This window comes from Streptomyces sp. JLBG701, assembly GCF_058544905.1.
This window is the reverse complement of the sequence record NZ_CM178588.1, coordinates 4,501,056-4,526,991: the sequence shown is the minus strand read 5'-3', so window position 1 is coordinate 4,526,991 and position 25,936 is coordinate 4,501,056. Positions and strand designations below refer to the sequence as shown.

24 protein-coding genes and 3 pseudogenes are annotated in these 25,936 nt (G+C 69.0%); 10 read left to right on the top strand and 17 right to left on the bottom strand.

Features of this window, described 5'->3' with window-relative positions; translation table 11 throughout:
• Positions 1-119 precede the first annotated feature (119 nt).
• Positions 120-5,081 carry an NAD-glutamate dehydrogenase gene (locus AC5DRG_RS20750; RefSeq protein ID WP_491812060.1) on the top strand — a complete coding sequence of 1,654 codons (4,962 nt, stop codon included), beginning with the start codon at positions 120-122 and terminating at the stop codon, positions 5,079-5,081.
• Between the two features lie 115 nt (positions 5,082-5,196).
• Here the strand turns inward: AC5DRG_RS20750 and AC5DRG_RS20745 are convergent, their stop codons facing one another.
• Together AC5DRG_RS20745 and AC5DRG_RS20740 are read right to left on the bottom strand one after the other, a co-directional pair.
• On the bottom strand, positions 5,197-6,039 hold the full coding sequence (locus AC5DRG_RS20745; RefSeq protein WP_491812059.1) for an ABC transporter ATP-binding protein: 843 nt from the start codon (positions 6,037-6,039) through the stop codon (positions 5,197-5,199).
• Complete coding sequence (locus AC5DRG_RS20740) at positions 6,032-6,955, bottom strand: ABC transporter permease (RefSeq protein WP_491812058.1); 924 nt, start codon at positions 6,953-6,955, stop codon at positions 6,032-6,034. The genes AC5DRG_RS20745 and AC5DRG_RS20740 overlap by 8 nt, the downstream gene beginning before the upstream one ends.
• Positions 6,956-7,138: 183 nt before the next feature.
• Between AC5DRG_RS20740 and AC5DRG_RS20735 the strand changes: the two genes are divergently transcribed.
• The gene (locus AC5DRG_RS20735; RefSeq protein ID WP_491812057.1) at positions 7,139-7,765 is read left to right on the top strand and encodes a TetR/AcrR family transcriptional regulator; all 627 of its coding nucleotides are present in this window, start codon (positions 7,139-7,141) and stop codon (positions 7,763-7,765) included.
• On the opposite strand, the gene AC5DRG_RS20730 is transcribed toward AC5DRG_RS20735, so the two are convergent.
• Positions 7,752-8,723 carry an alpha/beta hydrolase gene (locus tag AC5DRG_RS20730; protein WP_491812056.1) on the bottom strand — a complete coding sequence of 324 codons (972 nt, stop codon included), beginning with the start codon at positions 8,721-8,723 and terminating at the stop codon, positions 7,752-7,754. The genes AC5DRG_RS20735 and AC5DRG_RS20730 overlap by 14 nt on opposite strands.
• Positions 8,724-8,869: 146 nt before the next feature.
• Here AC5DRG_RS20730 and AC5DRG_RS20725 point away from each other — a divergent pair, with 146 nt between their 5' ends.
• Both AC5DRG_RS20725 and AC5DRG_RS20720 read left to right on the top strand, forming a co-directional pair.
• On the top strand, positions 8,870-9,763 hold the full coding sequence (locus tag AC5DRG_RS20725; protein ID WP_491812055.1) for a helix-turn-helix transcriptional regulator: 894 nt from the start codon (positions 8,870-8,872) through the stop codon (positions 9,761-9,763).
• 94 nt (positions 9,764-9,857) lie between these two features.
• A pseudogene (locus tag AC5DRG_RS20720) lies at positions 9,858-9,995 on the top strand (IS701 family transposase); the annotation flags it as partial.
• A gap of 131 nt (positions 9,996-10,126) precedes the next feature.
• Here the strand turns inward: AC5DRG_RS20720 and AC5DRG_RS20715 are convergent.
• The 5 genes and pseudogenes from AC5DRG_RS20715 to AC5DRG_RS20695 all read right to left on the bottom strand — a co-directional run bounded on the left by AC5DRG_RS20715 (position 10,127) and on the right by AC5DRG_RS20695 (position 12,998).
• A complete protein-coding gene (locus AC5DRG_RS20715; protein WP_491812054.1) occupies positions 10,127-10,696 on the bottom strand; it encodes a maleylpyruvate isomerase N-terminal domain-containing protein in 570 nt (189 codons plus the stop codon).
• A gap of 86 nt (positions 10,697-10,782) precedes the next feature.
• Positions 10,783-10,990: pseudogene (locus AC5DRG_RS20710) on the bottom strand (IS630 family transposase); the annotation flags it as partial.
• A gap of 3 nt (positions 10,991-10,993) precedes the next feature.
• Positions 10,994-11,932 (bottom strand): ADP-ribosylglycohydrolase family protein, encoded by a 939-nt coding sequence (locus AC5DRG_RS20705; RefSeq protein ID WP_491812053.1) that lies wholly within the window; start codon positions 11,930-11,932, stop codon positions 10,994-10,996.
• Positions 11,929-12,135 carry a DUF397 domain-containing protein gene (locus tag AC5DRG_RS20700; protein WP_491812052.1) on the bottom strand — a complete coding sequence of 69 codons (207 nt, stop codon included), beginning with the start codon at positions 12,133-12,135 and terminating at the stop codon, positions 11,929-11,931. Before AC5DRG_RS20700 ends, AC5DRG_RS20705 begins: the two co-directional genes overlap by 4 nt.
• A gap of 11 nt (positions 12,136-12,146) precedes the next feature.
• The gene (locus AC5DRG_RS20695; RefSeq protein ID WP_491812051.1) at positions 12,147-12,998 is read right to left on the bottom strand and encodes a DUF5753 domain-containing protein; all 852 of its coding nucleotides are present in this window, start codon (positions 12,996-12,998) and stop codon (positions 12,147-12,149) included.
• A 207-nt stretch (positions 12,999-13,205) separates the two neighbouring features.
• Between AC5DRG_RS20695 and AC5DRG_RS20690 the strand changes: the two genes are divergently transcribed.
• From AC5DRG_RS20690 to AC5DRG_RS20680, 3 genes are all read left to right on the top strand, one after another.
• Positions 13,206-13,625, top strand: coding sequence for an ATP-binding protein (locus AC5DRG_RS20690; RefSeq protein WP_491812050.1), 420 nt, complete (start codon positions 13,206-13,208; stop codon positions 13,623-13,625).
• Positions 13,626-13,714: 89 nt separating this feature from the next.
• Positions 13,715-14,071, top strand: coding sequence for a hypothetical protein (locus AC5DRG_RS20685; protein ID WP_491812049.1), 357 nt, complete (start codon positions 13,715-13,717; stop codon positions 14,069-14,071).
• Positions 14,068-14,349 (top strand): hypothetical protein, encoded by a 282-nt coding sequence (locus tag AC5DRG_RS20680; RefSeq protein WP_491812048.1) that lies wholly within the window; start codon positions 14,068-14,070, stop codon positions 14,347-14,349. The genes AC5DRG_RS20685 and AC5DRG_RS20680 overlap by 4 nt, the downstream gene beginning before the upstream one ends.
• A 92-nt stretch (positions 14,350-14,441) precedes the next feature.
• On the opposite strand, the gene AC5DRG_RS20675 is transcribed toward AC5DRG_RS20680, so the two are convergent.
• Positions 14,442-15,260: a phosphotransferase gene (locus AC5DRG_RS20675; RefSeq protein WP_491812047.1), complete on the bottom strand. Its 819-nt coding sequence runs from the start codon at positions 15,258-15,260 to the stop codon at positions 14,442-14,444.
• Positions 15,261-15,352: 92 nt separating this feature from the next.
• Between AC5DRG_RS20675 and AC5DRG_RS20670 the strand changes: the two genes are divergently transcribed.
• Positions 15,353-15,664: an NIPSNAP family protein gene (locus tag AC5DRG_RS20670; protein ID WP_491812046.1), complete on the top strand. Its 312-nt coding sequence runs from the start codon at positions 15,353-15,355 to the stop codon at positions 15,662-15,664.
• Here the strand turns inward: AC5DRG_RS20670 and AC5DRG_RS20665 are convergent.
• Entirely contained in the window at positions 15,661-15,900 is a 240-nt protein-coding gene (locus AC5DRG_RS20665) for a hypothetical protein (RefSeq protein WP_491812045.1), read from the bottom strand. The two genes, AC5DRG_RS20670 and AC5DRG_RS20665, sit on opposite strands and share 4 nt — an antisense overlap.
• Between AC5DRG_RS20665 and AC5DRG_RS20660 the strand changes: the two genes are divergently transcribed.
• On the top strand, positions 15,895-16,140 hold the full coding sequence (locus AC5DRG_RS20660; RefSeq protein WP_491812044.1) for a hypothetical protein: 246 nt from the start codon (positions 15,895-15,897) through the stop codon (positions 16,138-16,140). The genes AC5DRG_RS20665 and AC5DRG_RS20660 overlap by 6 nt on opposite strands.
• 44 nt (positions 16,141-16,184) lie before the next feature.
• On the opposite strand, the gene galE is transcribed toward AC5DRG_RS20660, so the two are convergent.
• Positions 16,185-17,165, bottom strand: a complete 981-nt coding sequence (galE, locus tag AC5DRG_RS20655; protein WP_491812043.1) for a UDP-glucose 4-epimerase GalE — start codon at positions 17,163-17,165, stop codon at positions 16,185-16,187.
• 119 nt (positions 17,166-17,284) lie between these two features.
• On the bottom strand, positions 17,285-17,785 hold the full coding sequence (locus AC5DRG_RS20650) for a MarR family winged helix-turn-helix transcriptional regulator (RefSeq protein WP_491812042.1): 501 nt from the start codon (positions 17,783-17,785) through the stop codon (positions 17,285-17,287).
• A 125-nt stretch (positions 17,786-17,910) separates the two neighbouring features.
• On the opposite strand from AC5DRG_RS20650, the gene AC5DRG_RS20645 reads away from it, so the two are divergent.
• Complete coding sequence (locus AC5DRG_RS20645; protein ID WP_491812041.1) at positions 17,911-18,324, top strand: organic hydroperoxide resistance protein; 414 nt, start codon at positions 17,911-17,913, stop codon at positions 18,322-18,324.
• 78 nt (positions 18,325-18,402) lie between these two features.
• Here the strand turns inward: AC5DRG_RS20645 and AC5DRG_RS20640 are convergent.
• The 5 genes and pseudogenes from AC5DRG_RS20640 to AC5DRG_RS20620 all read right to left on the bottom strand — a co-directional run.
• Positions 18,403-19,581: pseudogene (locus tag AC5DRG_RS20640) on the bottom strand (CDP-glycerol glycerophosphotransferase family protein); the annotation flags it as partial.
• 122 nt (positions 19,582-19,703) lie between these two features.
• A complete protein-coding gene (locus tag AC5DRG_RS20635; RefSeq protein ID WP_491812040.1) occupies positions 19,704-21,968 on the bottom strand; it encodes a bifunctional glycosyltransferase/CDP-glycerol:glycerophosphate glycerophosphotransferase in 2,265 nt (754 codons plus the stop codon).
• Between the two features lie 159 nt (positions 21,969-22,127).
• The gene (locus tag AC5DRG_RS20630) at positions 22,128-23,009 is read right to left on the bottom strand and encodes a carbohydrate ABC transporter permease (protein WP_491812039.1); all 882 of its coding nucleotides are present in this window, start codon (positions 23,007-23,009) and stop codon (positions 22,128-22,130) included.
• Positions 23,006-24,352: a carbohydrate ABC transporter permease gene (locus AC5DRG_RS20625; RefSeq protein ID WP_491812038.1), complete on the bottom strand. Its 1,347-nt coding sequence runs from the start codon at positions 24,350-24,352 to the stop codon at positions 23,006-23,008. The genes AC5DRG_RS20630 and AC5DRG_RS20625 overlap by 4 nt, the downstream gene beginning before the upstream one ends.
• A gap of 21 nt (positions 24,353-24,373) precedes the next feature.
• The gene (locus AC5DRG_RS20620) at positions 24,374-25,738 is read right to left on the bottom strand and encodes an ABC transporter substrate-binding protein (protein ID WP_491812037.1); all 1,365 of its coding nucleotides are present in this window, start codon (positions 25,736-25,738) and stop codon (positions 24,374-24,376) included.
• Positions 25,739-25,936: the final 198 nt, after the last annotated feature.

The following is a 25,936-nucleotide window of genomic DNA, read 5'->3' as shown; positions in this document are numbered from 1 at the left end:
CCCTTGCGGCATAGCGTCGAAGCAGACCGGACACCCCGCGTCGCGGCGTTACGTCGGAAGCGAAGAGACCGTACTTCCTTCTACGTCACGCAACGGCGCGCGACAGGAGCCAGAGGACAATGCAGACCAAGCTGGACGAAGCCAAGGCCGTGCTGCTCGAACGGGCCGCCCGGGTAGCTGAGAACAGCCCGGTCGGGGGGCACCTACCGACTGGGACGACGGACGAGGGCACCCCTGACCGGGACACCGTGCTCGCGTTCCTCCAGCGCTACTACCTGCACACCGCACCAGAAGACCTCACCGACCGCGAACCGGTCGACGTCTTCGGAGCCGCGATCGCGCACTACCGGCTGGCCGAGAGCCGGCCGCAGGGCACGGCCAACGTAAGAGTCCACACGCCGACGGTCGAGGAGAACGGCTGGGCCTGCAGTCACTCCGTCGTCGAGGTCGTCACGGACGACATGCCCTTCCTCGTCGACTCCGTGACCAATGAGCTCACCCGCCAGGGGCGTGGCATTCACGTCGTCATCCACCCGCAGATGACCGTGCGGCGCGATGTCACCGGCAAGCTCATCGAGGTGCTCGGCGCGACTCCGGCCGGTGAGCTGCCGCATGACACGCACATCGAGTCCTGGATCCACGTCGAGATCGACCGCGAGAGCGACCGTGCCGACCTGAAGCAGATCACCGCCGATCTGCTGCGCGTCCTGTCCGACGTCCGGGAGACCGTCGAGGACTGGGAGAAGATGCGCGACGCGGCGATGCGTATCGCCGACGAGCTGCCGACCGAGCCCACCGCTGACGACCTGCGCGACCAGGAGGTCGAGGAGGCCCGCGAGCTGCTGCGCTGGCTGGCCGACGACCACTTCACCTTCCTCGGGTATCGGGAGTACCAGCTCCGGGGGGACGACTCCCTCGCCGCCGTGCCAGGCACCGGCCTTGGCATTCTGCGGTCCGATCCCCATCACGCCGGCCAGGAAGGGCATCCCGTCAGCCCCTCCTTCGAGCGGCTGCCCGCCGACGCCCGGGCCAAGGCCCGCGAGCACAAGCTCCTGGTCCTCACCAAGGCCAACAGCCGGGCCACCGTCCACCGGCCGTCGTATCTCGACTATGTGGGCGTGAAGAAGTTCGACGAGAACGGCGAGGTCGTCGGCGAGCGGCGTTTCCTCGGGCTGTTCTCGTCCGCCGCCTACACCGAGTCCGTCCGCCGGGTGCCCGTGGTGCGGCGCAAGGTGGACGAAGTGCTGCGGGGCGCCGGGTTCTCGCCCAACAGCCATGACGGGCGCGACCTGCTCCAGATCCTGGAGACCTACCCGCGCGACGAGCTCTTCCAGACGCCGCCCGACGAACTGCGGTCCATCGTCACGTCCGTGCTCTACCTCCAGGAGCGCAGGCGGCTGAGGCTGTACCTGCGGCAGGACGAGTACGGGCGTTACTACTCCGCCCTCGTCTATCTGCCCCGCGACCGGTACACGACCGGCGTGCGGCTGCGGATCATCGACATCCTGAAGGAGGAACTCGGCGGTACCAGCGTCGACTTCACGGCCTGGAACACCGAGTCGATCCTCTCCCGGCTGCACTTCGTGGTCCGCGTCCCGCAGGGCACCGAGCTGCCCCAGCTGTCCGACGCCGACAAGGAGCGCATCGAGGCGCGGCTCGTGGAGGCCGCCCGGTCCTGGGCCGACGCCTTCGCCGAGGCCCTCAACGCCGAGTGCGGTGAGGAGCGGGCCGCCGAGCTGCTGCGGCGGTACGGGAGCGCCTTCCCCGAGGGGTACAAGGCGGACCACACCCCGCGTTCCGCCGTCGCCGACCTCGTCCACCTCGAACGCCTCAGCGAGAGCGGCGGCGAGGGAGGGGACAAGGACGGGAAGAAGGACTTCGCGCTCAGCCTCTACGAGCCGGTGGGGGCCTCGCCCGAGGAGCGCCGGTTCAAGATCTACCGCAAGGGTGCCGCGATCTCCCTGTCCGCCGTGCTGCCGGTCCTCAACCGGCTCGGCGTCGAGGTGATCGACGAGCGGCCCTACGAGCTGCGCTGCTCGGACCGCAGCACCGCCTGGATCTACGACTTCGGCCTGCGCATGCCCAAGTCGGCGGTCGGCAACGGCGACTACCTCGGTGACGACGGGCGCGAGCGGCTCCAGGAGGCGTTCGCCGCGACCTGGACCGGACAGGCGGAGAACGACGGCTTCAACTCCCTCGTGCTCAGCGCCGGGTTGAACTGGCGGCAGGCGATGGTGCTGCGGGCGTACGCCAAGTACCTGCGCCAGGCCGGTTCCACCTTCAGCCAGGATTACATGGAGGACACCCTCCGCAGCAACGTCCACACCACCCGCCTCCTCGTCTCCCTCTTCGAGGCACGGATGTCGCCGGACCGGCAGCGGGCCGGGCACGAACTGGTGGACGCGCTGCTCGAAGAGGTCGACGCGGCCCTCGACCAGGTGGCCTCGCTCGACGAGGACCGGATCCTGCGCTCCTTCCTCACCGTCATCAAGGCGACCCTGCGGACCAACTTCTTCCAGGAGGTTCTCGGCGGCGGCCCGCACGACTACGTGTCCATGAAGTTCGACCCGCAGGCGATCCCCGATCTGCCGGCGCCGCGTCCGGCGTTCGAGATCTGGGTGTACTCGCCGCAGGTCGAGGGCGTGCACCTGCGGTTCGGCAAGGTCGCGCGCGGCGGTCTGCGCTGGTCCGACCGGCGTGAGGACTTCCGCACCGAGGTCCTCGGGCTGGTCAAGGCGCAGATGGTGAAGAACACCGTCATCGTGCCGGTCGGCGCCAAGGGCGGCTTCGTCGCCAAGCAGCTGCCGGATCCGTCCGTGGACCGCGACGCCTGGCTCGCGGAGGGCATCAGGAGCTACAAGACCTTCATCTCCGCGCTGCTCGACATCACCGACAACATGGTCGCCGGCGAGGTCGTGCCCCCGGCGGACGTCGTCCGGCACGACGAGGACGACACCTACCTCGTGGTCGCGGCCGACAAGGGCACGGCGACGTTCTCGGACATCGCCAACGAGGTCGCCCAGGCGTACAACTTCTGGCTCGGCGACGCCTTCGCGTCGGGCGGCAGCGCCGGGTACGACCACAAGGGCATGGGCATCACCGCCCGCGGCGCCTGGGAGTCCGTCAAGCGGCACTTCCGGGAGCTGGGCGTCGACACCCAGGCCGAGGACTTCACGGTGGTCGGCATCGGCGACATGTCCGGCGACGTGTTCGGCAACGGCATGCTGCTGAGCGAGCACATCCGCCTGGTCGCCGCCTTCGACCACCGGCACATCTTCCTCGACCCGAACCCGGACGCGGCCACCTCGTACGCCGAGCGCCGCCGCGTCTTCGAGCTGCCGCGCAGCTCCTGGGCCGACTACAACACCGAACTGCTGTCGGCCGGCGGCGGCATTTTCCCGCGTACCGCCAAGGCGATCCCGGTCGGCGGGCACATCCGCGAGGCCCTCGGGATCGAGGGCCGGGTCACCAAGATGACCCCGGCCGACCTGATGAAGGCGATCCTCCAGGCGCCGGTCGACCTGCTGTGGAACGGCGGCATCGGGACGTACGTCAAGGCGTCGACCGAGTCCCACGCGGACGTCGGCGACAAGGCCAACGACCCGATCCGCGTCGACGGCGCCGACCTGCGCGTCAAGGTCGTCGGCGAGGGCGGCAACCTGGGTCTGACCCAGCTCGGCCGGATCGAGTTCGCGCTGCACGGCGGCAAGATCAACACGGATGCCATCGACAACAGCGCGGGCGTGGACACCTCCGACCACGAGGTGAACATCAAGATCCTGCTCAACGGTCTGGTCACGGACGGCGACATGACCGTCAAGCAGCGCAACAAGCTGCTCGCCGAGATGACCGACGAGGTCGGCCGCCTGGTCCTGCGCAACAACTACGCGCAGAACACGGCGATCGCCAACGCGCTGGCCCAGTCCAAGGACATGCTCCACGCCCAGCAGCGCTTCATGCGCAGCCTGGTCAGGGCGGGCCACCTCGATCGCGCCCTCGAATTCCTGCCCACGGACCGCCAGATCCGCGAGCGCCTCGGCGCCGGCCAGGGCCTGACCAGTCCGGAAACGGCCGTCCTGCTGGCGTACACGAAGATCACGGTCGCCGACGAGCTGCTGCACACCTCGCTGCCCGACGACCGCTACCTGCGCAGCCTGCTGTACGCGTACTTCCCGTCGGCGCTGCGCGAGCAGTTCGCCGAGCAGATCGACAACCACCCCCTGCACCGCGAGATCGTCACGACGGTCCTGGTCAACGACACGGTCAACACGGGCGGGACGAGCTTCCTGCACCGCCTGCGCGAGGAGACCGGCGCCTCCCTCGAGGAGATCGTCCGGGCGCAGACCGCGGCCCGCGCGATCTTCCGCTCGGCCCCGGTGTGGGACGGGGTCGAGGCTCTGGACAACCGGGTCGAGGCCGCCGTACAGACCCGGATCCGGCTGCACTCGCGCCGCCTAGTCGAGCGTGGCACGCGCTGGCTGCTCAACAACCGGCCGCAGCCGCTCCAGCTCACCGAGACGGTCGACTTCTTCCGCGACCGGGTCGGCCCCGTCTGGGCGCAGCTGCCCAAGCTGCTGCGCGGCGCGGACCTGGAGTGGTACCAGCAGATCTACGACGAGCTGTCGGGCGCCGGCGTCCCGGACGAACTCGCCACGCGCGTGGCCGGTTTCTCCTCCGCCTTCCCGACCCTCGACATCGTCTCGGTCGCCGACCGCATGGGCCGGGACCCGATGGACGTCGCCGAGGTCTACTACGACCTCGCCGACCGCCTCCACATCGCCCAGCTCATGGACCGCATCATCGAGCTGCCCCGTGCCGACCGCTGGCAGTCCATGGCCCGCGCCTCCATCCGCGAGGACCTGTACGCGGCCCACGCGGCCCTGACCGCGGACGTCCTCGCGGCCGGCAACGGCACCTCCACTCCCGAGCAGCGCTTCAAGGCCTGGGAGGAGAAGAACGCGGCGATCCTGGGCCGCGCGCGCATGACCCTGGAGGAGATCCAGGGCTCCGAGGCGTTCGACCTGGCCAACCTGTCGGTCGCGATGCGCACGATGAGGACGCTGCTGCGCCAGCACTCATAGGCCGTACGCCGGCTGTAGTTTCGTAGGCCTACGACGATGAGGGCGCCCCGAGCCGCAATGGCTCGGGGCGCCCTCATCGTCGTATCGACAAGTACTGCTGCCGCTGGTGCTGCTGCTAGGAAGTCACCGCGACCTTCGGCTTCGGCTTGGGCTTCGGCTTGTCGGGGCCGCCCGTGAACTTCTCGTACTCCTTGAGTACGTCCTCGGTGGGGCCGTCCATGCGCAGTTCGCCGCGCTCCAGCCAGAGCACGCGGTCGCAGGTGTCGCGGATCGACTTGTTGCTGTGGCTGACCAGGAAGACCGTGCCCGCGGTCTCGCGCAGCGCGCGGATGCGGGCCTCGGAGCGCTTCTGGAAGGAGCGGTCGCCGGTCGCGAGGGCCTCGTCGATGAGGAGGACGTCGTGGTCCTTGGCGGCGGCGATGGAGAAGCGCAGGCGGGCGGCCATGCCGGAGGAGTACGTCCGCATCGGGAGCGTGATGAAGTCGCCCTTCTCGTTGATGCCGGAGAACTCGACGATCTCCTGGTAGCGCTCCTTGACCTGCTCGCGGGTCATGCCCATGGCGAGGCCGCCGAGGTAGACGTTGCGCTCGCCGGTGAGGTCGTTCATCAGGGCCGCGTTGACGCCGAGGAGGGAGGGCTGGCCGTCGGTGTAGATGGCGCCGTTCTCCACCGGGAGCAGGCCGGCGACCGCCTTGAGCAGGGTCGACTTGCCGGAGCCGTTGGTGCCGATCAGGCCGATCGCCTCGCCGCGGTAGGCGACGAAGGACACGTTCTTGACGGCGTGCACCGTGCGGACGCCGGACGCCTTCTCGGCCTTCTTGCCGCGCACGATGCGGTTGAGGGCGGCGGTCGCGCTGCCGCGTCCGGCACCGGTGCCGTTGACCCGGTAGACGATGTCGACGCCGTCGGCGATGACGGTGGGGATCTCTTCGCTCGGGAACTCGGTGTTGTCAGCCACGGCCGTACGTCTCCTCAGCCTTCCAGAAGTAGATGAAGCCGCCGACTCCGGCGACCAGCGCCCAGCCCGCCGCGAGCAGCCACACGTGGTGGGGCAGCTGGCTGGAGTGGAAGCTGTCGATGAGGGCGTACCGCATCAGGTCGATGTAGACGGCGGCCGGGTTGGCCTGGAGGACCGGACCGACCCAGCCCGGGAGGTCGGTGTGCTTGCTGAGCAGGTGGTCGATGCTCCACATCACGCCCGACACGTACATCCACGTACGCAGCACGAACGGCATCAGCTGCGCGATGTCGGGCGTCTTCGCCCCCAGCCGGGCCATGATCATCGAGACGCCGGCGTTGAAGGTGAACTGCAGCAGCAGGGCCGGGATCGCCAGCAGCCAGGACCAGGCGATCGGCACGCCGAAGCAGAGCAGGATGACGACCAGTGCGGCCATCGAGTACAGCAGTTGCTGGAGCTGCTGGAGGCAGAAGGAGATCGGCAGCGCGGCCCGCGGGAAGTGCAGGGCCCGTACGAGCCCCTGGTTGCCGGAGATCGCGCGGGTGCCGGTCAGGATCGAGCTCTGGGTGAACGTCCAGATGAACACGCCCGTCACCAGGAACGGGATGTAGTCCGGCACGCCCTTCTTCGTCTGGAGCAGGACGCCGAAGATGAAGAAGTAGACCGCCGCGTTCAGGAGCGGGGTCATCACCTGCCAGACCTGGCCCAGCTTCGCCTGGCTGTACTGCGAGTGGAGCTTGGCGGTGGAGAACGCGGCGATGAAGTGGCGCCGCGCCCACAGCTCGCGGACGTACTCGCGCAGCGTGGGGCGGGCGCCGCTGACAGCGAGCCCGTGACGTGCGGCGAGCGCCTTGAGGTCGACGCCGTCGGCCGGGGCGGCCGCCGTGGGGGGCGGTGTGTGGAGGACCTGGCTCACATCCGCTGCTTTCACTCGGGGGGAGGGGTGCGCACGCGCGGTCCGCAGTTTTCCCACCGTTTCCTTACGTGTTTCCGCACGTTCTCTTACGTCGGGACGGGACCGTATCGTCGCAACGGAAGCGTATTCCGATTCCGCGTCGGAACGCAACCGTTTCGTCGTAACGCCCCTATGCTGGACGACATGACGACGAACGCCGAGGAGCCCAAGACGCGCCCGCGCCGCAGGGCGCCTGCCGGTGCGGCCGTACTCCGTGAGGATGTGACGGAAGCCATCCGCGCGGCCGTCTTCGAGGAGCTCGCGTCGGTCGGCTACGCGCGGATGTCCATCGAGGGCATCGCCCGCCGGGCCGGCGTCGGCAAGACAGCGGTGTACCGCCGCTGGCGTTCCAAACTGCACCTGGTCCTGGACCTGGTCTCGGCGATCGCGGTCCAGGGCCTTCCGGCGCCGGACACGGGTTCCCTGGAGGGCGACCTGCGGCTGCTGTACGAGGTCACATCGCGTGCTCTACGTCACCCGGTCGCCTCGCAGATCATCCCGGACCTCCAGGCCGAGGCCGCCCGCAACCCCGACATCGCCGAGGCCATGCAGAAGGCTCTGCGGGAGGGCCAGGACAGCGTGGCGAGCGGGATCGTGGCGGCGGCGGAGCGGCGGGGGGAGGTCCGTGAAGGGGTCGACGAGAACCTGGCCCTGGACCTGATCTCGGGACCGCTTTACTGGCGGTCGGTGGTGATTCGGAGCCCGAGGCTGCCGAAGGGGTATCTGGCGGGGCTGGCTCGGGCTACGACGCAGGCGCTCAAGGCGTTGTGAGTTTCGGGGCGCCGAACTGTGCGCTCAGGTGTGCGCGCAGCTCTGTGCCCAGTTCTGTGCTGAAGAAAGTCGTCAGCTTCGCGACCGCCGGGTCGACGTACCGCGGCTTGTCGTAGAGATCGACGTGGCTCGCGCCCTCGATCCAGTGCAGTTCCTTCGGGCCGCGCGCCTTCTGGAACGCCTCCACGCTCATCCAGGAGGTGACCGCCTCGCGCCCTACGACCATGAGCAGCGGGCGCGGTGCGATCAGGTCGACGAAGCGGAAGGCGTCGTAGGACACCATGCGGTCAACGCTGGACCAGGTGAAGAGCCTCGCCGAGCGCGGGTGCGCGCCGCGGTCGGTTCGGTAGTACTCGAAACCATCGGCGGCGTGTTGACCGCCCAGGGTACGGGCCTGTTCGGCCGTGTCGGGGAAGAGCGGGAAGGTCTGGACCCCCTCGCCGCGAGCCTCGGCGGTGCGTGCGGCTGAGGCCGCGTCGAGCATGCCCTGGATCATGGCGGGGTCCTGGGTGCCGTCGGCGCCTACGCGGAACTGGCGCGCGATGTCTACGGCACTGACCGTGGCGACCGCCTTGATACGGTGGTCCGTCGCCGTCGCGGAGAGGACGTACCCGCCCGAGGCGCAGATTCCCAGCGCCCCGATGCGGTCGGGGTCGACCTCCTCGCGCGTGGTGAGGAAGGAGACCGCGGACTTGATGTCCTCGACCCGCTGGCCGGGGTCCTCCAGGCCACGCGGCTCGCCCTCGCTCTCACCCTGGTACGCGGCATCGAACGCGAGGGTGACGAAGCCGTGCTCTGCCAGGTGCCGGGCGTACAGGCCGGCGGTCTGTTCCTTCACGCCGCTGCCGGGGTGGCCCACGACGACCGCTGGGCGGGGGCCGGCTGCGTCGTTGTGCGGGAGGTGGAGGTGGGCGGCGAGGGTGAGGCCGGTGCTGGGGAAGGTGACGGGGGTTGGCATGGGGGTGCTCCGGTTGTGGGAGGGGGTGGGGGTGCTTGGCTGTTGCACACCAACCGTCGCGGCCGCGCGGGCACGGGACCAGGGACGGTTCTGCCTGTGCAAGCCAGTACCAGGCACGCGGCTGGGCAGTGGCGGACACTGGCGGCATGGACCATCCCGGAACGGCCGCCGGCGGCAGCGAGCTGGGCGCGTTTCTGCGTTCCCGTCGTGCCGCTCTCGATCCGCGGCAGGTGGGCGTGCCGGACGATGGCCGTCCGCGTCGGGTTCCGGGACTGCGCCGGGAGGAGCTCGCCCAGCTCGCGCACGTGAGCATCGACTACGTCGTCCGGCTGGAGCAGGGGCGGACCCGCCGGGTATCCCGTCCGGTCCTCGACGCGCTCGCGGACGCGCTGCAACTCGCCCCGGACGAGCGGGACTACCTCTTCACCGTGGCCGACGTCGCAGCGGCACCGCCCGCGCGCCAGCCCGGCCGGCCGGTGGTCGCCCCGCGCCTGCGAGAGCTACTGGACACGATGCACGACGTACCTGCCCTGGTCCTACGTCGTGGCATGGACGTACTGGCCTGGAACCGTGGGGCGGCCGCCCTGCTGACCGACTTCGCCGCGCTGCCCCCGGCCGAGCGCAACCTGATCCGGCTGACCTTCCTCGACGACAACTTCCGGTCCCTGTACGCGGACTGGCCGCGCGCCGCCCGCGAGTGCGTGGCGGTCCTGCGCATGGAAGCCGGCCGTACCCCGCACGACCCTGCATTGAGCGCACTGGTCGGCGAGTTGAGCGTCCTCGACGCGGACTTCCGCACCTGGTGGGCCAGCCATCAGGTGCGCGGACCGAGGCAGTTGACGAAGACCTACCACCACCCGCTGGCGGGCACCCTGGTCCTGGACGTCCACCAGTTCTCCGTCGACACCCACCCCGACCAGATGCTGGTCGCCTACACCGCACAACGAGACTCGCCGTCCCAGGAAGCACTGCGCTTCCTCCTGCGATGGGCCGCGACTCCGACCAACGGGCCGCAGGAACCGGCCGGTGACAGCTCCTAGTAGGACTCCGTTAGGTCTTTCCGTTGGGCCTGATCAGGAGCATGTTGGGTGTGTGGACGCATGTGAAGTGAACCGTATGCGGGCGATGTTGGCGTCCTGGCCGGGCTGGCACCACCACGTCACCCTCGTGACCGCCGCCCACGCCTTCCTCACCGAACAGCGCCTGGCCCCAAAAGTCCCCGCACCGGCCTCACCCTCTACCAGGTCCTCGACACCCTCCAGAATACCCTGAGGTGCTGGACCGGCATCTGCACCACCTGCCAACACCCCTGCCCGCCAGGACCTACACCACGCCAAGATCAAGACAGACCTAACGGAGTCCTACTAGTGCTCTGACCGGGAAGGTTCACCGGGTGAGCTTGCTCAGTCCGATCGTGCTGCTTTCCACGTCCAGGATGCTCGGTGGGGAAGGCCGTCGAGTTCCGCGCGGCCGGTGCACCAGAGGAGTACCTGAGTGGGGTCTCCAGGCGGGGCGTCGGGAAACAGTCGGCTGAGTATGCCCGCACTCAGCGGTGCCGGCGGTCGCCAGTGCACGCTCAGTCCCTGCGTGATGTCGTGGGTGTGCAGGAGGATTTCGGCGACACCCATGGCCGCAAAGCCCTCGGGGTCGCACGGACCCCAGTGCCAGGCCCGCAGGGTCGGGCTGGCTGTGATCAACGCGCTGCTGAGAAGCCCGCCGCAGGCGGTGACGGCCTGGAGTACCTCAGCCGGTGAGGCGGTGGGGCGGACGTCGAGGTCGAAGGGAAGATAGGCGTCGGCGGGCTGTGCAGCCAACTGCCCTGCGTAGGCCAGTAGGTCGTGGCCGATGTGTGCTGCCGTTTGCCAGCAGCTCCATTCGAGCGGACCCGCCGGCACTGTCCAGTCCTCGGCGGTATGAGGGCCGAGCACCCGCAGCATCTGTGCCACGGCAGTGTCGACGTCCTGATGGTCCATGCGGAGCTCCTCGCGAGGTTCGGCTGTGCGACTGGGCTGTGGCGGTTGTCGTTGGTTCACGCCGCCGGCGTTCTGGCACGTCCTCCTCAACGGATGCCCTTCTCGCTGCGGATGCGGGCGCGTTCCTTGCGCTGGGCGGCGAGTACGTCGGGGTGGCGTGCGTTGGCGTTGCGCCAGCGCAGGTAGCGGTGCATGGACCGGGTCTGCGCGGGGTGGCTGCGCTGGTTGGAGTTGGCCAGAGTGCTGCCTCAGTGGGCCGAAGTGCGCTTCGATCGGGTTGGCCCAGGCGGCGTAGCACTAGCGAGCCAGTCGCCGGGCCAGCTCCATCAGCTCCGCCGCCCGCAGCACGCGCGGCTCGAACCCCGGCAGCGGTACGTGCAGTGGCTGCGTCCAGCGTCCGGGGACGGCCTCGATGCCGTACACGGCTCCGGTGAGCCCGCCCGTCACCGCCGCGACGGTGTCCGTGTCACCGCCGAGGTCGATCACGGCGCGTACGGCGTCCTCGTAGGAGGACGTGGTGCGCAGCGCCCAGACGGCGGAGCCGAGACAGGGCCAGACGGCGCCGTTGAATTCGGTGGCCAGGTCCGGGTGCCAGTCGGGGGCGAGGACTACGGCGTAACGCTCCCGATGGTCCGGATGAACAGCCTTGAGAGCATCCTCTACGGCGTCCAGCGGATCGTCCCCGTTGAGCGTGACCCGCATCAACTCATGGAAGATAGCCGTGCCTTCCCAGGCTGCCCGGTCCCCGTGAGTGAGGGCGGAGATGCGGCGGGCGGCGTCCATGGTGGCCTCGCGGCCGTGCCGGGCGAAGTACACGGCGGAGGGGGCCGCCCGCATCAACGCACCGTTGCCCGCGCCTCGTTGACTCACCTGGAAGTGCAGGGCGGCGGCCGTGTCCCAGGAGTCGCCACTGCTGAGCACCGCCTCCGTCTGAAGCCCGATGTCCTTCGGGTCGGCGGCGGCCCACCTCCGGAACCGCTCGAAGACGTCGGGCAGTTGAAGCCCACCGCACTCCAGCAACGACTCCGCGACGAGCACCGCCATCTGCGTGTCATCGGTCGCCTCCCCGGGATCCCAGCCACCGCCTCCGCACATCTCGGCATGCCGGCCGGGGGTGGGGAAGCGGGCGGAGAAGGCTCCTTCGGGGCCGAACTCGAAGGGTGCGCCAAGTGCGTCACCGACGGCGGAGCCGACGACTGCGCCCAGGGCGCGCTGGGTTCGGGGGGAGTCGCTCATGGGGTGAAGTGGGTGCCGCTCTTGATGGTGGCGAGGAGGGCGTTCAGGGCGGGGCGGGTGGTGGTGAGGGTTGTGGTGGGGGTGTCGCTTTCGCGGAGGTGTATGGAGGTGGGGGCTGTGTTGGGGAGGGCGAGTTCGAGGCAGTCGTCGCCTGTGCCGCCACCCGAGAACGACGACTTCTGCCAAGTGAGGGGTGTGGTCATGGTGGCGCCTCTCAGAGTTCCTGAAGCATGTGGGCGATGAAGTCCCGGGATTCGGCCGGGTTCAAGGCTGAGCCTGCCACCCTGTCGTACCGCTTGCGGTATTGCTTGAGCAGCGGCTCAGCATCGAAGTAGACGCTGCCGTGACCGGTCTCTGCCTGCACGGTGTCCAGTTGGGGTGCGGGGCTGTGCAGATAGAGCATGGAATGCCCGGCGCCAGCGAAGTCCTCAGCGGCAAACGGCAAGACGCGCACGGTCACATGGTCCAGCTCTGAGTGCTCAAGGATGCGCTCCAACTGCGCGTGGGCTGTGTTCCGGCCGCCGACGAGAATGCGCAGAGCCGCCTCGTGAATGATCGCTTCGTATGGAGTCGCAGGTGCGTCCGTGATGATGTGCTGGCGGCGCAGACGGAACGCCACGTACGCGTCCAGGTCCTGGGGCGTCAGCTCCGGTGATGCGTAACGGAACGCGGCCCGCATGTGATCCTCGGTCTGCAACAGGCCGGGAATGTGCGCCATTTGAAAGGTCTGGATGCGCACGGCGTGCTGTTCCAGATCCGCCAGGTTGAGCCCGACGGGGACCACGATGCCGCGGTACTTCTCCCACCAGCCTTTGCCCCGCTCCAGCGTCATGCCCACCAGCGCGTCGACGTACGCGGAGTCGTCGCAGGCGCAGTGCCTGGCCAGGCGACGGATGCGGTCCTCGCTGATGCCGCTGCGGCCGGACTCGACATGGCTCTGGTGCATGGGACTTGAGCTGAGCAGCGCGGCTGCGGCTCGCGCGGTGATGCCAGCACGTTCGCGCATCTTGCGCAACTCGGCACCCAATCGCTCCTGCCGATAGGTGGGGTTGCTCCTGGGCGGCATCTGCGTCGTCCCCCTGGGTTTCCGGCGTACGAGTGTGCCGATCAAGCATGGCACGGATCACACGGACGGTTGGCATTTTGCGGGTATAGGTTGCCCCGACTATAGGTTGCCCCCTACCTTCGGTGATGCGGGCGGCACCCTCCGTCGCATCCGGCCTCCGCCTGCCTCAACTCATCCGCGCCCCCGGCGACTTGGAGCTGATCCCCCATGCCCGAATACAGCCTCCGCATCCCACCCCACGCCACCTCACCCCGCGTCGCCCGAGACTTCGTCACCTCCGTGCTGCACGCACAGCAACTCGGCGCCATCGTGGACGACGCGGCGCTCTGCGTCTCGGAGTTGGTGACCAACTCGTGCGTTCACGTGGCGGGAACCGGCGCCGGGCTCCTCCTTGTCACCAATCCGGTCGGCGTGCGCGCAACCGTCTTCGACGCGGACGTGACCCTGCCTGTGATGAGGGAGGGGTACGACGCCGAGGGCGGGCGCGGTCTGTGGATCGTCGATGCCCTGAGCGAGGGGCGCTGGGGCGCCGAGCACGGTGGGTGGCGAACCGGGCGCCGGGGCGAGAGCGGGAAGGGCGTGTGGTTCGAACTCGGGGTGTCGGGCCTGCCCGGACCCGGCCGATGACCGCTCGGTTGGGCTCGGGCGCGGCTACGCTGGCAGGTGATGAGCGCGGGCATGTCGAGTCCGGGCGGCGGGAGAGAGGGGAACGAGGGATGAGTGCACAGCCGGTGCATCATGACGGGCCGATCATCCCGATGCCCCCGTTGACCAGGGACGCGTTGCGCGAGGCCGTGAAGCGGCTGAGTCTCGTGGATCTCCCGCAGTTCGACCTGGAAGCCGGGCGGGCATTCGATCAGGCCAGCCAGACCGGGAGTACGGCTCCGCTTCAACTCTTCCTTAGACGCTGGGGGGTCTTCGTGGCGGTCGAGCGGGATCCGATGCGAGCGGCCCGTCTGCACGAGGCCGAGCGGATTTCCCAGGACAGCAGCGTCGGCGAAGCCGCGTTCCGTGCCGCCATGGCGGAGATCAACGGGATTCTGCGTGAGGCCGAGCAGGAGATCGGGGGTTGAACGATCAGGAGCCGCCGGACCCGGAGTGGGCTTGGGAGTATGGGGCTGAGCCGGACTGGGTGGTCGGTGAGCTGCCCGCTGAGGGGCGCGCGGCGGCCGAGGAGGTCGCCCGGGAACTTGTCGTTCTCGCCTCACTGGGACAGGACCCGGGCGATGGAGCGAGTGTGACGAATCCGCAGGGCCTGCGGGTGATCGCCATGGGGTCGCTCATGGTGTGGTACCAGGTCATCGACTATCGGAAGCGTGTGTACATCCAGCGAGTGACCTGGCTCGGATGACGGACGCGCTCGTGAGCTCGTTTGCGCCTTACGGGTTGCTGCCGAGACCTCTCACCCTGCTTGCCCGGCTCGTTGGACAACGCCACCAGGGCTCAGTTCACCAGTGCGGCCGTGAACGTGTCGCGATGGCTCACCAGCCAGGCCTGCATGCGGTTCCAGCGTTCCCAGCCGCCGCGTTCTTTCAGTGCTTGGACGAAGACGGGGTCGTCGTTGGCCACGCGGGCGGCGACGAAGGCTCGGCAGGTTTCGGTGGCCTGTTCGATGACGGCGGGCAACTCGGCGCGTTCCTTCGGTGAGAGGCCGTAGCTGTCGGCCAGGAGGCGTAGGCGTGATGGTGCGTCCAGGCCGGTCGGGTATGAGGTCGTCGCGGATGCGGGGTCGAGCATGGGGATCCAGTAGCGGGCGGTCATCGCGACGTCCCAGATGGGGCGGCCCGGGGCTGCGAGGTCGAAGTCGATCAGGGCCGAGGCGCGCCCCTCGCGGAAGACGACGTTCTCCGGGCATACGTCGTTGTGGCACAGCATCGTTCCTCCCTCCGGGTCGGCCATGTCCCGAGGCCAGTCGGCGCCGGCGTCGACCGCGACGGCCGCGCTCACCTCGTGCAGGCGGCGCAGCAGGGTTCCCACCGAACTCAGGGCGGTTGCCGTCATCGCCCAGCGCGGGAACGGCGGCAAGGCCACGTCACCGGGGATGAAGGTCAGCTGCTCACGGCCGTCGGCGGTGAGGTGGACCGGGACCGGAGCCGCGTCGAAGCCGTGCCTTCGCAGAGCGAGGAGTTGGGCATGGAGGGCGTGTGCGTTCGGCGGCGCCGGGCGTTCCACCAGCGCACCCCGACGGAGGACGGCGCCGGCGTTCACCAAGCCGCCGGCCAGCACTTCGCCATCCCCCACCGCATCGCTCTGTGACGTCATGCCGCTGACGCTATCGCCGTGCCGAGCTTGAGTGGGCCGGGGCTGAAATCCGACTTGAACCGATCCGCCTCGTCACACGGCATCATGCAGGCATGATCACCATTCATCTGAAGTACGAGGTCGACGCCGACAAGCTTGAGGACTTCGAGGAATACGGTCGCCGCTGGGTCCGGCTGGTCAACCGCTTCGGCGGGACGCACCACGGCTACTTCCTGCCGAGTGAGGGCGACAGTGACATCGCCTACGCCCTCTTCTCCTTTCCCAGCCTGGCCGCGTACGAGCAGTACCGCACGGACAGCAAGTCCGACCCGGAGTGCCAGGAAGCGTTCGAACTGGCTCGCAGTACCCGCTGCATCAAGCGGTACGAGCGCCGCTTCCTCCGGCCGCTCGACGACCTGGCCTAACCTGCCGGGACGTGCGCCCGCGCCGCCGCGCGCAGCGCCGCGACAACGGCTGTGCTCGTCGGGTTCGCGGTCTCGGTGTGACGCGTCGCGGCGAACAGCAGGCGCAGGATCGGACGGTCCTCGATGGCCGCCGTGCGGATTCCGGGTGTGGCCGGGTCGATGGCCGTCCGGGGGAGGAGCGCAACGGAGCCCGGATCGGGACCCGTTCCGAGGTGCGGATCAACGGCATCGTGCATCTGCGCACCGTGCTGCCCGCCGACTCGATGGTGCCGATCGGCTGGGTCGCCGTCGGTGACCCGGTGCGCATCCTTCCGACGGAGGACCACGACGGGATCTGGGCGGTGCAGAAGGACCTGGACTTCCCCGGCTACGTCTTCGGCCTGGACCGCCCGGCCGACGGCGAGAGCCTGATGCCGGCCATCCCCGAACGCTGGGGCCGCGGCCTCGGCCGCCACAGAGATGACCAGCAGATCTGAGCCCCGCCGCAGGAGCTATCGCCCTGAACTCAGCCGCCCTGAACTCACCCCCGCGCCGCCCCCGGATGCAGCCGCACCCACCCCTCCCAAGCCGACGTGATCATGTCCTGGACGTCGTGCTTGGCCTTCCAGCCCAGTTCGGAGGTGATGCGGTCGGCGGAGGCGACCACGCGGGCCGGGTCGCCGGGGCGGCGGGGAGTGACGGTCGGGGGGCGGTCGTAGCCGGTGATCGCGTTGATGCGGTCGATCATCTCGCGGACCGAGACGCCCTCCCCCCGGCCGATGTTGAGGGTTAGTTCGCGGCCGGGGGAGGTCTGGAGGGCTCGGGCCGTCGCCACGTGGGCCTCCGCCAGGTCCACCACGTGGATGTAGTCGCGGACGCAGGTGCCGTCCGGGGTCGGGTAGTCGTCGCCGAAGATGCGTGGGGGTGCGTCGGCCGTGAGTTTCTCGAAGACCATCGGGATCAGGTTGTAGACGCCCGTGTCGGCCAGTTGTGGGGTCGCCGCCCCGGCCACGTTGAAGTAGCGCAGGGATGCCGTCGACAGGCCTGTCGCCCTGCCCGTCGCGCGGACCAGCCATTCACCTGCCAGCTTCGTCTCGCCGTACGGCGACATCGGCAGGCACGGCGTTTCCTCCGTGACCAACTCCACGTCCGGCATCCCGTACACCGCCGCCGAGGACGAGAAGACGAAGGACGGGACCTCGGCCTCCGTCACCGCCTCCAGCAGGACGCGCAGGCCCTCCACGTTCTCCCGGTAGTAGCGCAGGGGCTGGTCCACCGACTCGCCCACCTGCTTCTTCGCCGCCAGGTGCACGACACCGGTGACCTCGTGGTCGGCCAGCGCCCGCGCCACCCGCTGTCCGTCCAGCGTCGAGCCCACCACCAGCGGCACCCCGTCCGGCACGCGCTCGGCGATCCCGGTGGACAGGTCGTCGTACACCACCGCCTGTTCGCCCGCCTCGGTCATCGCCCGTACGACGTGCGCGCCGATGTAGCCGGCACCACCCGTGATCAGCCAGGTCATCTGCTGACGTCCCCTCTTCGGCCCCAGTCGGGCATCAACATCAATCAAGTCCATCAGTGAGCAGTCAAGCAGTGAGCTCTGAAAGGGGAACGGACCGGGGCGCGGCCTCGGTTCCCCGTTCACTCCTGAGGGGGAGCCGCCGCGTTCATCGCCGCCGCGTCCAGCGTCGAGGTGAGCTGGTCCAAGCGGTCCCGCAGCTCGCGGATCTCGTCGAGGTCGAAGCCCGTCGCGGCCACGATGCGGCCCGGTACCTGCATCGCCCGCTCGCGCAGCGCGGCGCCCTCCTCGGTCAGCCGCACCTCCACCGACCGCTCGTCCCGGGCACTGCGCTCCCGTCGGACCAGACCTGCTGTCTCCAGGCGCTTGACCAGGGGGGACAGGGTCCCGGAGTCCAGGCGCAGGTGTTCGCCGAGCTTCTTGACCGGCTGGTCGCCGTGTTCCCACAGGACCAGCATCACCAGGTACTGGGGGTAGGTGATGCCGAGGTCCTTGAGGATCACGCGGTAGACGCCGTTGAAGGCGCGCGACGCCGCGTGCAGGGAGAAGCAGATCTGGCTGTCGAGGCGGAGCCAGTTGTCGTTCGGCTGGGTCGGGGCGGTGGGTGTGGGCGTCGCGGTCATGTCTCCAGAGTAGCGCTAGTCCGCCATTTAGTTGTGTGCAATTGAATTGTGTGCTCTACTTGTCGTCGTGAGGGCAGCCCGGAAGGGCTGCCCCAGCACCCACACACTTGAGAGGGACGGGTTCCATGGACGCGATTTACACCGCCGTAGCCACCGCCACGCACGGCCGCGAGGGCCGTGCCGTCAGCTCGGACGGCAAGATCGACCTCGGCCTTGCCATGCCGGTGGAACTGGGCGGCAACGGTCAGGGAACCAACCCGGAGCAGCTCTTCGCCGCCGGTTACGCCGCCTGTTTCGGCAGCGCCCTCGGCCTCGTCGGCCGCGCCGCCAAGGTCGACGTCAGCGACGCCGCCGTGACCGCCGAGGTCGGCATAGGCAAGCAGGGCGAGGGCTTCGCCCTCAAGGTGACCCTGCGCGTCGAGCTGCCCGACGGCCTCGACGAGGCGACCGGCCGCAAGCTGGTCGAGCAGGCCCACCAGGTCTGCCCCTACTCCAACGCCACCCGCGGCAACGTCCCGGTCGACCTCGTCATCGAGTAATCCGGTAGCCCCGGGTTGGGCCGTTGCAGGGGCGAGGCAGTCCGTGAGGACTGCCTCGCCCCTGTCGTTGTGCCGCGCTCATCGGACGGCGGCCGGGGCCGGCACGCGCTCGGCGAGCGGCAGCACGGGCGGGATCGCTTCCGCCGGTTCGCCCAGGAACACCCGGCGGACGGCCCGCTCGGCGGCCCGCCCGTCGTCGAACTCGCAGAAGCGGTAACGGAATTCGGCCCGCAGGGCCGCGGACTCCGGTCCCGCGTACGAGCCGTCCCGGAACACCCCCGCCAACTCCTCCGCCGTACGCACCACAGGACCCGGCGGCGCCGCCAACAGGTCGAAGTAGACGCCCCGCGTCTCCCGGTAGGCCTCCCAGTCGTCGGAGTGGATGACGATCGGGCGGTCGAGGTTGGCGTAGTCGAACATGATCGACGAGTAGTCGGTGACCAGCGCGTCCGCGGCCAGGCAGACGTCCTCGGAGCAGCGGTGGGCGGTCACGTCGATGATCCGGCCGCTGCTCCTCGCGCGACCTTCGCCCTCGCCTCCCCGGTCGTAGAAGTAGTGGGCGCGCAGCAGCACGACCACGTCCTCGCCGGCCGCCTCGCAGAAGGCCTCCAGGTCCAGGCCGGTCTCGAAGCCGGTGCGGTGGTCGCGGTGGGTGGGAGCGTAGAGGACGGCTGTGCTGCCCTCCGGTACCCCCAACTCCGCGCGGATACCGGCGACATCGTCCGCCGTCGCCGTGTAGTAGACGTCGTTGCGCGGATAGCCGTACTCCAACTGCTCGTACGAGCCCGGAAAGGCGCGCTCCCATGTTCGCGTGGAGTGCCGGTTGGAGGAGAGGTTGTAGTCCCAGCGGCCGACCCGCCGCAGCAGCCTGGCAGAGCTGCTGGACTCGTCGACGCCCATCTTCTTCAGCGGGGTGCCGTGCTGGGTCTGCAGGTGGACGCTGCCGGGGCGTTTGACGACCCTGTCGGCGAAGTTGGCATTGTTCACCAGGTACTTGGCGCGGGCCAGCACCTTCCAGTACGCACGAGAGCCGATGACGACGTGCTCGACACCCTGCGGCATCGTGTCCACCGCGTCCGGCTCCACCAGGAACACCGAGCGCATGTGCGGGGCGAGTTCGCGGGCCTTGGCGTGGATCGCGGCCGGGTTGCAGGTGTAGCCGCGGCCCCAATAGGCGCAGTACACAGCCAGGTTGGGGTCCAGCGGGCGGCGCAGCTCGCGGGCGTACAGGAGGCGGGTGCGGAGCATGAGGGGGCGCGAGATGCTCCGGGCCGACCGCGTCACCCCGGTCTCCCTGTCGGCCGCCACGTGGTCGGTCGCGTCGGAGTGGGCCGCGACGGGCTTGAAGGCATACGAACTCCCGGAAGAAGAAACGGTGTTCACTGGCTCTCGGTGACGGGTGAGTGCACGCCGCCCGGTTGCGGAACCGTGGCGAGCGGTGAGTGCGCGAGCCGCGCCGCCGCCGACGGCACCGGATGGCGCGCGTCCAGCGGCACGACCGGCGGGAAGTCCCGCTCGCCCAGCACGACATGGCGTACGACCCGTTCGGCGGCGCGTCCGTCGTCGTACGGGCAGAAACGCTCGCGGAACGCGGAGCGCAGCTGGGCGGAGCGGGATCCGCGCCAGTGGCCGGTGGCGAAGATGTCGATCAGCTCGTCCTCGCTGCGCGCGACCGCGCCCGGCGGGAAGGCGCGCAGGTCGAAGTAGGTGCCGCGGGCCGCCTCGTACGCCTCCCAGTCGTCGGAGTGGATGACGATCGGGCGGTCGAGGTTGGCGTAGTCGAACATGATCGACGAGTAGTCGGTGACCAGGGCGTCCGAGGCGAGGCAGAGGGACTCGACGTTCGGATGGTCGGTGACGTCGATCAGGCGGGCCGAGGTGCGGGCGAGCGGGCCGCCGTGGAGGTAATGGGCGCGGGCCAGGACTACGAAGCGTGGGCCGAGGCGGCGCAGGATCCGTTCCAGGTCGAGGGTGGCGCGCTGGGTGCGACGGTAGTCGCGGTGGGTGGGGGCGTAGAGGATCGCGACCGATTCCTTGGGGATGCCGAGCGACTCGCGCAGGCGGGTCACGTCCGCCGAAGTCGCCTGCTGGAACACGTCGTTGCGGGGATAGCCGTAGGGGAGGGTCGTGTAGCCGCCCGGGTAGACGCGCTCCCAGGTGAGCGTGGTGTGGCGGTTGGCGGAGACGACGTAGTCCCACTTGTCGACGCCTGCGAGGAGCTCCTCGAAGTCCAAGTCGCGGGCGGCCGCCGGGTGTTCCTGGAGGTCGAGGCCCATGTGCTTGAGGGGCGTGCCGTGTTGGGTCTGGACGAAGACCTGGCCGGGGCGCTTGATCAGACGGCGGTCGAAGTTGACGTTGTTCACCAGGTACTTGGAGCGGGCCAGTGCCGTCCAGTACGCGGCCGAGCCCGGGTTGAGCCGGCGTGCTGCGGTGGGGACGGTGTGGTGGTGCTCGGGGCGGGCGATCCACGCCGTGCGGATGTGCGGGGCGTGGGTGCGGAACGCGGACTCCAGCGCGCCCGGGTTGCAGCCGTGGCCGCGGCCCCGGTGGGCGGCGAAGACGGCCCGGTCGGAGCGCAGGGGCAGGAGCCGTTGGACGCGGTAGTGGAGGCGGAGAGTGGTGGAACGGACCGCTCTCAGCAGGCTTTTCGTGAACTTGACCGCGTTGCGGCGCAGGGCAGTTGTCAGCCGTAGGGCCCGGTAGGTGCGGTGGATGCCCAGGCGGATCAGGGCGTGTTGCAGGCGGGAGCGCAGCGGGACCGAGGCGCCCGGTGTGCGGTAACGGCGGTAGTGGGCACGGGCCTTGCGCAGGAACTCGGCGCGGGTGCCCTCCGGCAGGCGGTCGCGCTTGGCGAACACCGTCGACAGGTGGTCGACCATCCGGCGGAACAACACCGGCCGCCACTGGGCGAGTTCGGGGCGCCCGTCGAGAAACGCGAAGACACGGTCGTACTGCTCGAAGACGTCGAAGTGACTGCGGCTGGTCGTGGACAGGATGTTGCCCCGGCGTCGCTGGCGGTAGTGGACGCAGACGCGGTCGAGCGTCGCGATCGACTCGGCGGTCAGCATCGCCGGGTAGGTCCAGGGCGTGTCCTCGTAGTAGCCGGGCGGGAAGGCGAGGCCCTCGCGCTCGACGAACTCCCGCCGGTACGCCTTGTTCCAGGCCACCATCAGCAGCCGCAGCAGGCCCGGGCGGTCCTCCAGGCGGAAAGGGGCCGGGCCGTGTTCGGCGAGCTGCATCGAGACCTTGTTGCGGTGGGCCTCGCCCGACCAGTACGTGCGCGCGTAGTCGTAGACCAGGACGTCCGGTTCGCCGGTCTCCTTGAGGCGGTCGGCGATCGAGCGCAGCGCGTCGGGGGTGAGCGTGTCGTCGCCGTCGAGGAAGACGAGGTAGTCGCCCTGCGCGTGCTCCAGACCCGCGTTGCGGGCTCGGCCCAGGCCCTGGTTCTCGCGGAGGTGGACGGCCCGTACGCGGGCGTCGCGGGCCGCGTACTCGTCGATGATCTCGCCGCAGGCGTCCGGGGAGCAGTCGTCGACGGCGATCAGTTCGAGATCGGGATACGACTGTGAGAGCACGGAGTCGAGGCACTCGTGCAGGTACGCCTGGACCTTGTACGCGGGGACGATGACACTGAACCTGGGCAAGGCACATCCATGGGTCGACGCGGGCGGTCTGCCCGGGAACGCCCGATGGAGTGACCTGGTTACGCCGCTTACGGCATATGGGGGATCGGCGGTGAACGAGGAGGGGCCGACCGTTCACAGGCTCTAGGGCCCGCCCCTCCAACCTGACGTTCGTACCGGTTACTTGACCGCTCCCGCCATCACCCCGGACACGAACTGCCGCTGGAACGCGAAGAACACGGCCAGCGGGATCACCATCGAGATGAACGCGCCCGGCGCCAGGATGTCGATGTTGCTGCCGAACTGCCTCACCTGCTGCTGCAGCGCCACGGTCAGCGGCTGCGACTGGGCGTTGGAGAACACCAGCGCGACCAGCATGTCGTTCCACACCCACAGGAACTGGAAGATGCCGAGCGACGCGATCGCCGGCGCGCCCAGAGGCAGTACGACCGTCGCGAACAGCCTCACCTCACCCGCGCCGTCCAGCCGTGCCGCCTCCAGGAGTTCCCGGGGGATCTCCGCGAAGAAGTTGCGCAGCAGGAAGATCGCGAACGGCAGTCCGAAGCCGACGTGGAAGAGCACCACACCGATGATGTCGCCGAAGATCCCGATCTTGCCGAAGAGATCGGAGAGCGGGATCAGCGCCACCTGCACGGGGACCACGAGCAGCGCCACGACGAGCAGGAACCACCAGTCGCGGCCCTTGAAGTCCATCCACGCGAAGGCGTATCCGGCCATCGCGCCGATGAGGACCACAAGGAGCGTCGACGGGACCGTGATCCAGATGGTGTTGAACAGCGCGTCGGTGATCGCGCCGTTGTCCAGGAGCGTCTCGTAGCTCTTGGCCGTCAGTTTGCTCGGCGCGGTGAATACCTTCCACCAGCCCGAGGAGGCGATGTCGGTCGGGTCGCGGAACGAGGACACCAGCAGACCGAAGGTCGGTACCAGCCAGAACACCGCGACCAGGATCAGGAAGACCCGCATCACCCCGCCCGCCGCGCCGCTCGCGACCCGGGCGGCGAAGGAGCGCTTGGCGCGCACGGTCGTGTCGAGGGCGGTCACCGTTCACGCTCCTTCCTCAGCCGGCGGATGTTGACGAACATCACCGGCAGTACGAGCAGCAGCAGGATGACGCCGATCGCGCTGCCGACGCCGAGATTGCCCCCGCCGCCGGAGTACGACAGGAACAGCTGCAGGGCAAGGACGTTGGCGTCGTCCAGGCTGGGCTGCGGGGCGATGATGTAGACCAGGTCGAAGATCTTCATCACGTTGATCATCAGCGTGACGAGGACGACGACCAGGACGGGCGCGAGCAGCGGCACGGTGACCTTTCTGAACACCTGCCACTCGTTGGCGCCGTCCACCCGGGCCGCCTCCAGGAGGTTGCGGTCGACGCCGGCGAGCCCGGCCGCGATCAGCACCATCGCGAAGCCCGCCCACATCCAGACGTAGCTGCCGATGATGGCGGGGGTGACGAGGGTCGGGCCGAGCCAGTCGATGCCGTTGTAGGGGGCCGCGAAGTTCGAGCCGGGGAGCCGTAGTTGGGCTCCGTCGGCCTCCGCGGGGAGGGTGAAGGTGCCGTCGGCGGCACTCTTCGCGGAGGCCACCACCTTCCCGTCCTTCACGGCCTCCACCTTGACGCCCTTCAGCGCCTTCTCACCCGCGTCCACCTGGCCTTTGGTGCCGCCACCGCCGAGCTTGAAGTCCAGCCAGACGGTGCCGGAGACACCCTCGGAGGCGGTCGGCGTCTTCGCGTCCTCGGGGGTGCCGGGCAGCTTGTTGGGCGCGATACCGACCAGGGGGAGCAGGGCTGGGGTGCCCGGACTCACAGTGCCCGTTGTCGTGTACGACCCTCCGCCGGACGCCTTCAGATCGCTCACCGTGGCGTTCGGCCGGGCCTTCGGATAGACCGACGACTCGACGAACGCGTCGTGCACGGACGTCACGACCGCGTTGGCCACGCCCTGGTCGGGATCCTGCTCGTAGACGAGACGGAAGATGATGCCGGCCGCGAGCATGGAGATCGCCATCGGCATGAAGATGACCAGCTTGAACGCCGTTCCCCAGCGCACCCGTTCGGTCAGCACCGCGAAGATCAGGCCCAGTGCGGTGACCAGGGCGGGTGCGACCGCGACCCAGATCGCCGTGTTGCGGACCGCGGTGAGCGTGGCGTCGTCGGTGAAGATGTCGCCGTAGTTCTCGAAGCCGACGAAGCCCGAGCCGTCGGCGTCGTAGAGGCTGCGCCAGACCGAGTACCCGATCGGGTAGACCACGAGCGCGCCGAGGAGCACCAGCGCGGGCAGCAGGAACAGCACCGCCACCCACAGCCGGGTTCCCGTCACGCTCTTGCGCGTTTTGACGGGGGGCAGCGGCAGTGCGCCGGCGCCCCCTGTCGAGTTCGCCATGGATGTCATCCGGGCGCGCCGTCAGCCGGTCTTGTAGGCCTTGGCCGCGTCCGTTTCCAGCTTCTGCTGGGTGCCGGCCACGTCCTTCGGGTTCTTCAGGAAGTCCTGGAGGTCCTTCCACTCGCCGACGCCCTGCGTGCCGCCGAACGCCGCCGGCGCCTGGTCAGACATGTCGAACCGGAAGTCGTCGCCCGCCGCGATCAGCGCCTTCGCGATGTCCCGGGTGACGTCGTCCTTGTACGTGGCCTGGTCCATCTCCTTGTTCGGGGAGAGGTAGCCGCCCTGCGCCGCCCAGATCTCCGCCGCGTCCGTCGAGGCCAGGAACGTCATCAGGGCTTGCGCGCCCTCGCCGTCCTTGAGTGCCACCGCCACGTCACCGCCGCTGACCACGGGGGAGTCGGCGCCGACCGCCGGGAAGGGGAACACCTTGGCGTCCGTGCCGACCTTCGCCTTGGTGTCGGCGTTGATGTTCGCGGTCACGAAGTCGCCCTCGAAGACCATGCCCGCCGGGCTGTCACCCGAGAAGGTCTGGGTGACCGACTTCGGGAACTCCGTCTGCAGCGCGCCCGAGCGGCCGCCCGCAATCAGGTCGTCCTTGCCCCACAGCTCCGCGAGCGTGGTGAGCGCGGCCTTGACCGACGCGTCCGTCCACTTGATCTCGTGCTGCGCCAGCTGGTCGTACTTCTCCGGGCCGGCCTGCGAGAGATAGACGTTCTCGAACCAGTCGGTCAGGGTCCAGCCGTCGGCTCCGCCGATGGAGACCGCGGGGGAACCGGAGTCCGACAGGGTTTGCGCGGTGGTGAGGAAGTCCTTCCAGGTGGTGGGCGTGTCGGTGATGCCCGCGGCTTCGAAGGCAGCCGTGTTGTACCAGATGAGGGACTTGTTGGCGGCCTTCGCGTACACGCCGTACTGCTTGCCCTCGTAGGCGCCGAGATCCTTCCAGCCCGTGGAGAAGTTCTTGTCCAACTGGGCCTGGGCTTCCGTGCCGAGGGGTTTGAGCCAGCCCTTTTCGGCGAACTGGTGCAGCACGCCTACCTGCGGCAGGAACGCGACGTCCGGCGGCTGGCCGCCCTGGATCTTCGTACCGAGGAACGTGGAGGTGTTGTTGCCGGTGGGTACGAAGTTGACTTTCGCGCCGGTTCGCTTCTGGAACTCCTCCAGGACCTTGGTGAAGTTCTCCTGCTCCGGGCCCGTCCAGACTGCGGCTACTTCGAGTGTCTGGCCGTTGAGTTTGGGGAGGGTGAGGGAGGAGCCGGGTTCCTTGCTTGGGGTGGAGCTGGCGTTGTCGGTGCCCTTGTCGTCGTCTCCGCCGCAGGCGGTGAGAGTCAGGGAGAGGGCGAGGGCTCCCGTGAGGAGAGCGGCTGTGGTTTTGCTCGTGCTACGCATCACTGCCCCGTTCTTGGTGCCTCGTCGAACGTTCGAGCGCTGTCCCGTGCGGTTGTGTCTACGCCGGGGAGTTGGGGTCGGCAAGAGCGCGTCCGCTGTCAAGTGGGGGATCGTGACCCGGTCGTGATTTGGGCGCGGGTGGGGTGGGGTTCCCGTCCCTGGGGGCTGCGCCCCCAGACCCCCCTTTCGGCCCTGAAC

Bases quoted from the DNA above. Each gene is read 5' to 3' on its own strand.
- AC5DRG_RS20670 (WP_491812046.1), top strand. From the start codon at position 15,353: ATGATCACCATTCATCTGAAGTACGAGGTCGACGCCGACAAGCTTGAG.
- AC5DRG_RS20730 (WP_491812056.1), bottom strand. From the start codon at position 8,723: ATGCCAACCCCCGTCACCTTCCCCAGCACCGGCCTCACCCTCGCCGCC.
- AC5DRG_RS20750 (WP_491812060.1), top strand. From the start codon at position 120: ATGCAGACCAAGCTGGACGAAGCCAAGGCCGTGCTGCTCGAACGGGCC.
- AC5DRG_RS20620 (WP_491812037.1), bottom strand. From the start codon at position 25,738: ATGCGTAGCACGAGCAAAACCACAGCCGCTCTCCTCACGGGAGCCCTC.
- AC5DRG_RS20690 (WP_491812050.1), top strand. From the start codon at position 13,206: ATGCCCGAATACAGCCTCCGCATCCCACCCCACGCCACCTCACCCCGC.
- AC5DRG_RS20650 (WP_491812042.1), bottom strand. From the start codon at position 17,785: ATGACCGCGACGCCCACACCCACCGCCCCGACCCAGCCGAACGACAAC.
- AC5DRG_RS20695 (WP_491812051.1), bottom strand. From the start codon at position 12,998: ATGCCGCCCAGGAGCAACCCCACCTATCGGCAGGAGCGATTGGGTGCC.
- AC5DRG_RS20665 (WP_491812045.1), bottom strand. From the start codon at position 15,900: ATGCACGATGCCGTTGATCCGCACCTCGGAACGGGTCCCGATCCGGGC.
- AC5DRG_RS20715 (WP_491812054.1), bottom strand. From the start codon at position 10,696: ATGGACCATCAGGACGTCGACACTGCCGTGGCACAGATGCTGCGGGTG.
- AC5DRG_RS20705 (WP_491812053.1), bottom strand. From the start codon at position 11,932: ATGAGCGACTCCCCCCGAACCCAGCGCGCCCTGGGCGCAGTCGTCGGC.
- AC5DRG_RS20725 (WP_491812055.1), top strand. From the start codon at position 8,870: ATGGACCATCCCGGAACGGCCGCCGGCGGCAGCGAGCTGGGCGCGTTT.
- AC5DRG_RS20645 (WP_491812041.1), top strand. From the start codon at position 17,911: ATGGACGCGATTTACACCGCCGTAGCCACCGCCACGCACGGCCGCGAG.
- AC5DRG_RS20675 (WP_491812047.1), bottom strand. From the start codon at position 15,260: ATGACGTCACAGAGCGATGCGGTGGGGGATGGCGAAGTGCTGGCCGGC.
- AC5DRG_RS20625 (WP_491812038.1), bottom strand. From the start codon at position 24,352: ATGGCGAACTCGACAGGGGGCGCCGGCGCACTGCCGCTGCCCCCCGTC.
- AC5DRG_RS20685 (WP_491812049.1), top strand. From the start codon at position 13,715: ATGAGTGCACAGCCGGTGCATCATGACGGGCCGATCATCCCGATGCCC.
- AC5DRG_RS20735 (WP_491812057.1), top strand. From the start codon at position 7,139: ATGACGACGAACGCCGAGGAGCCCAAGACGCGCCCGCGCCGCAGGGCG.
- AC5DRG_RS20700 (WP_491812052.1), bottom strand. From the start codon at position 12,135: ATGACCACACCCCTCACTTGGCAGAAGTCGTCGTTCTCGGGTGGCGGC.
- galE (WP_491812043.1), bottom strand. From the start codon at position 17,165: ATGACCTGGCTGATCACGGGTGGTGCCGGCTACATCGGCGCGCACGTC.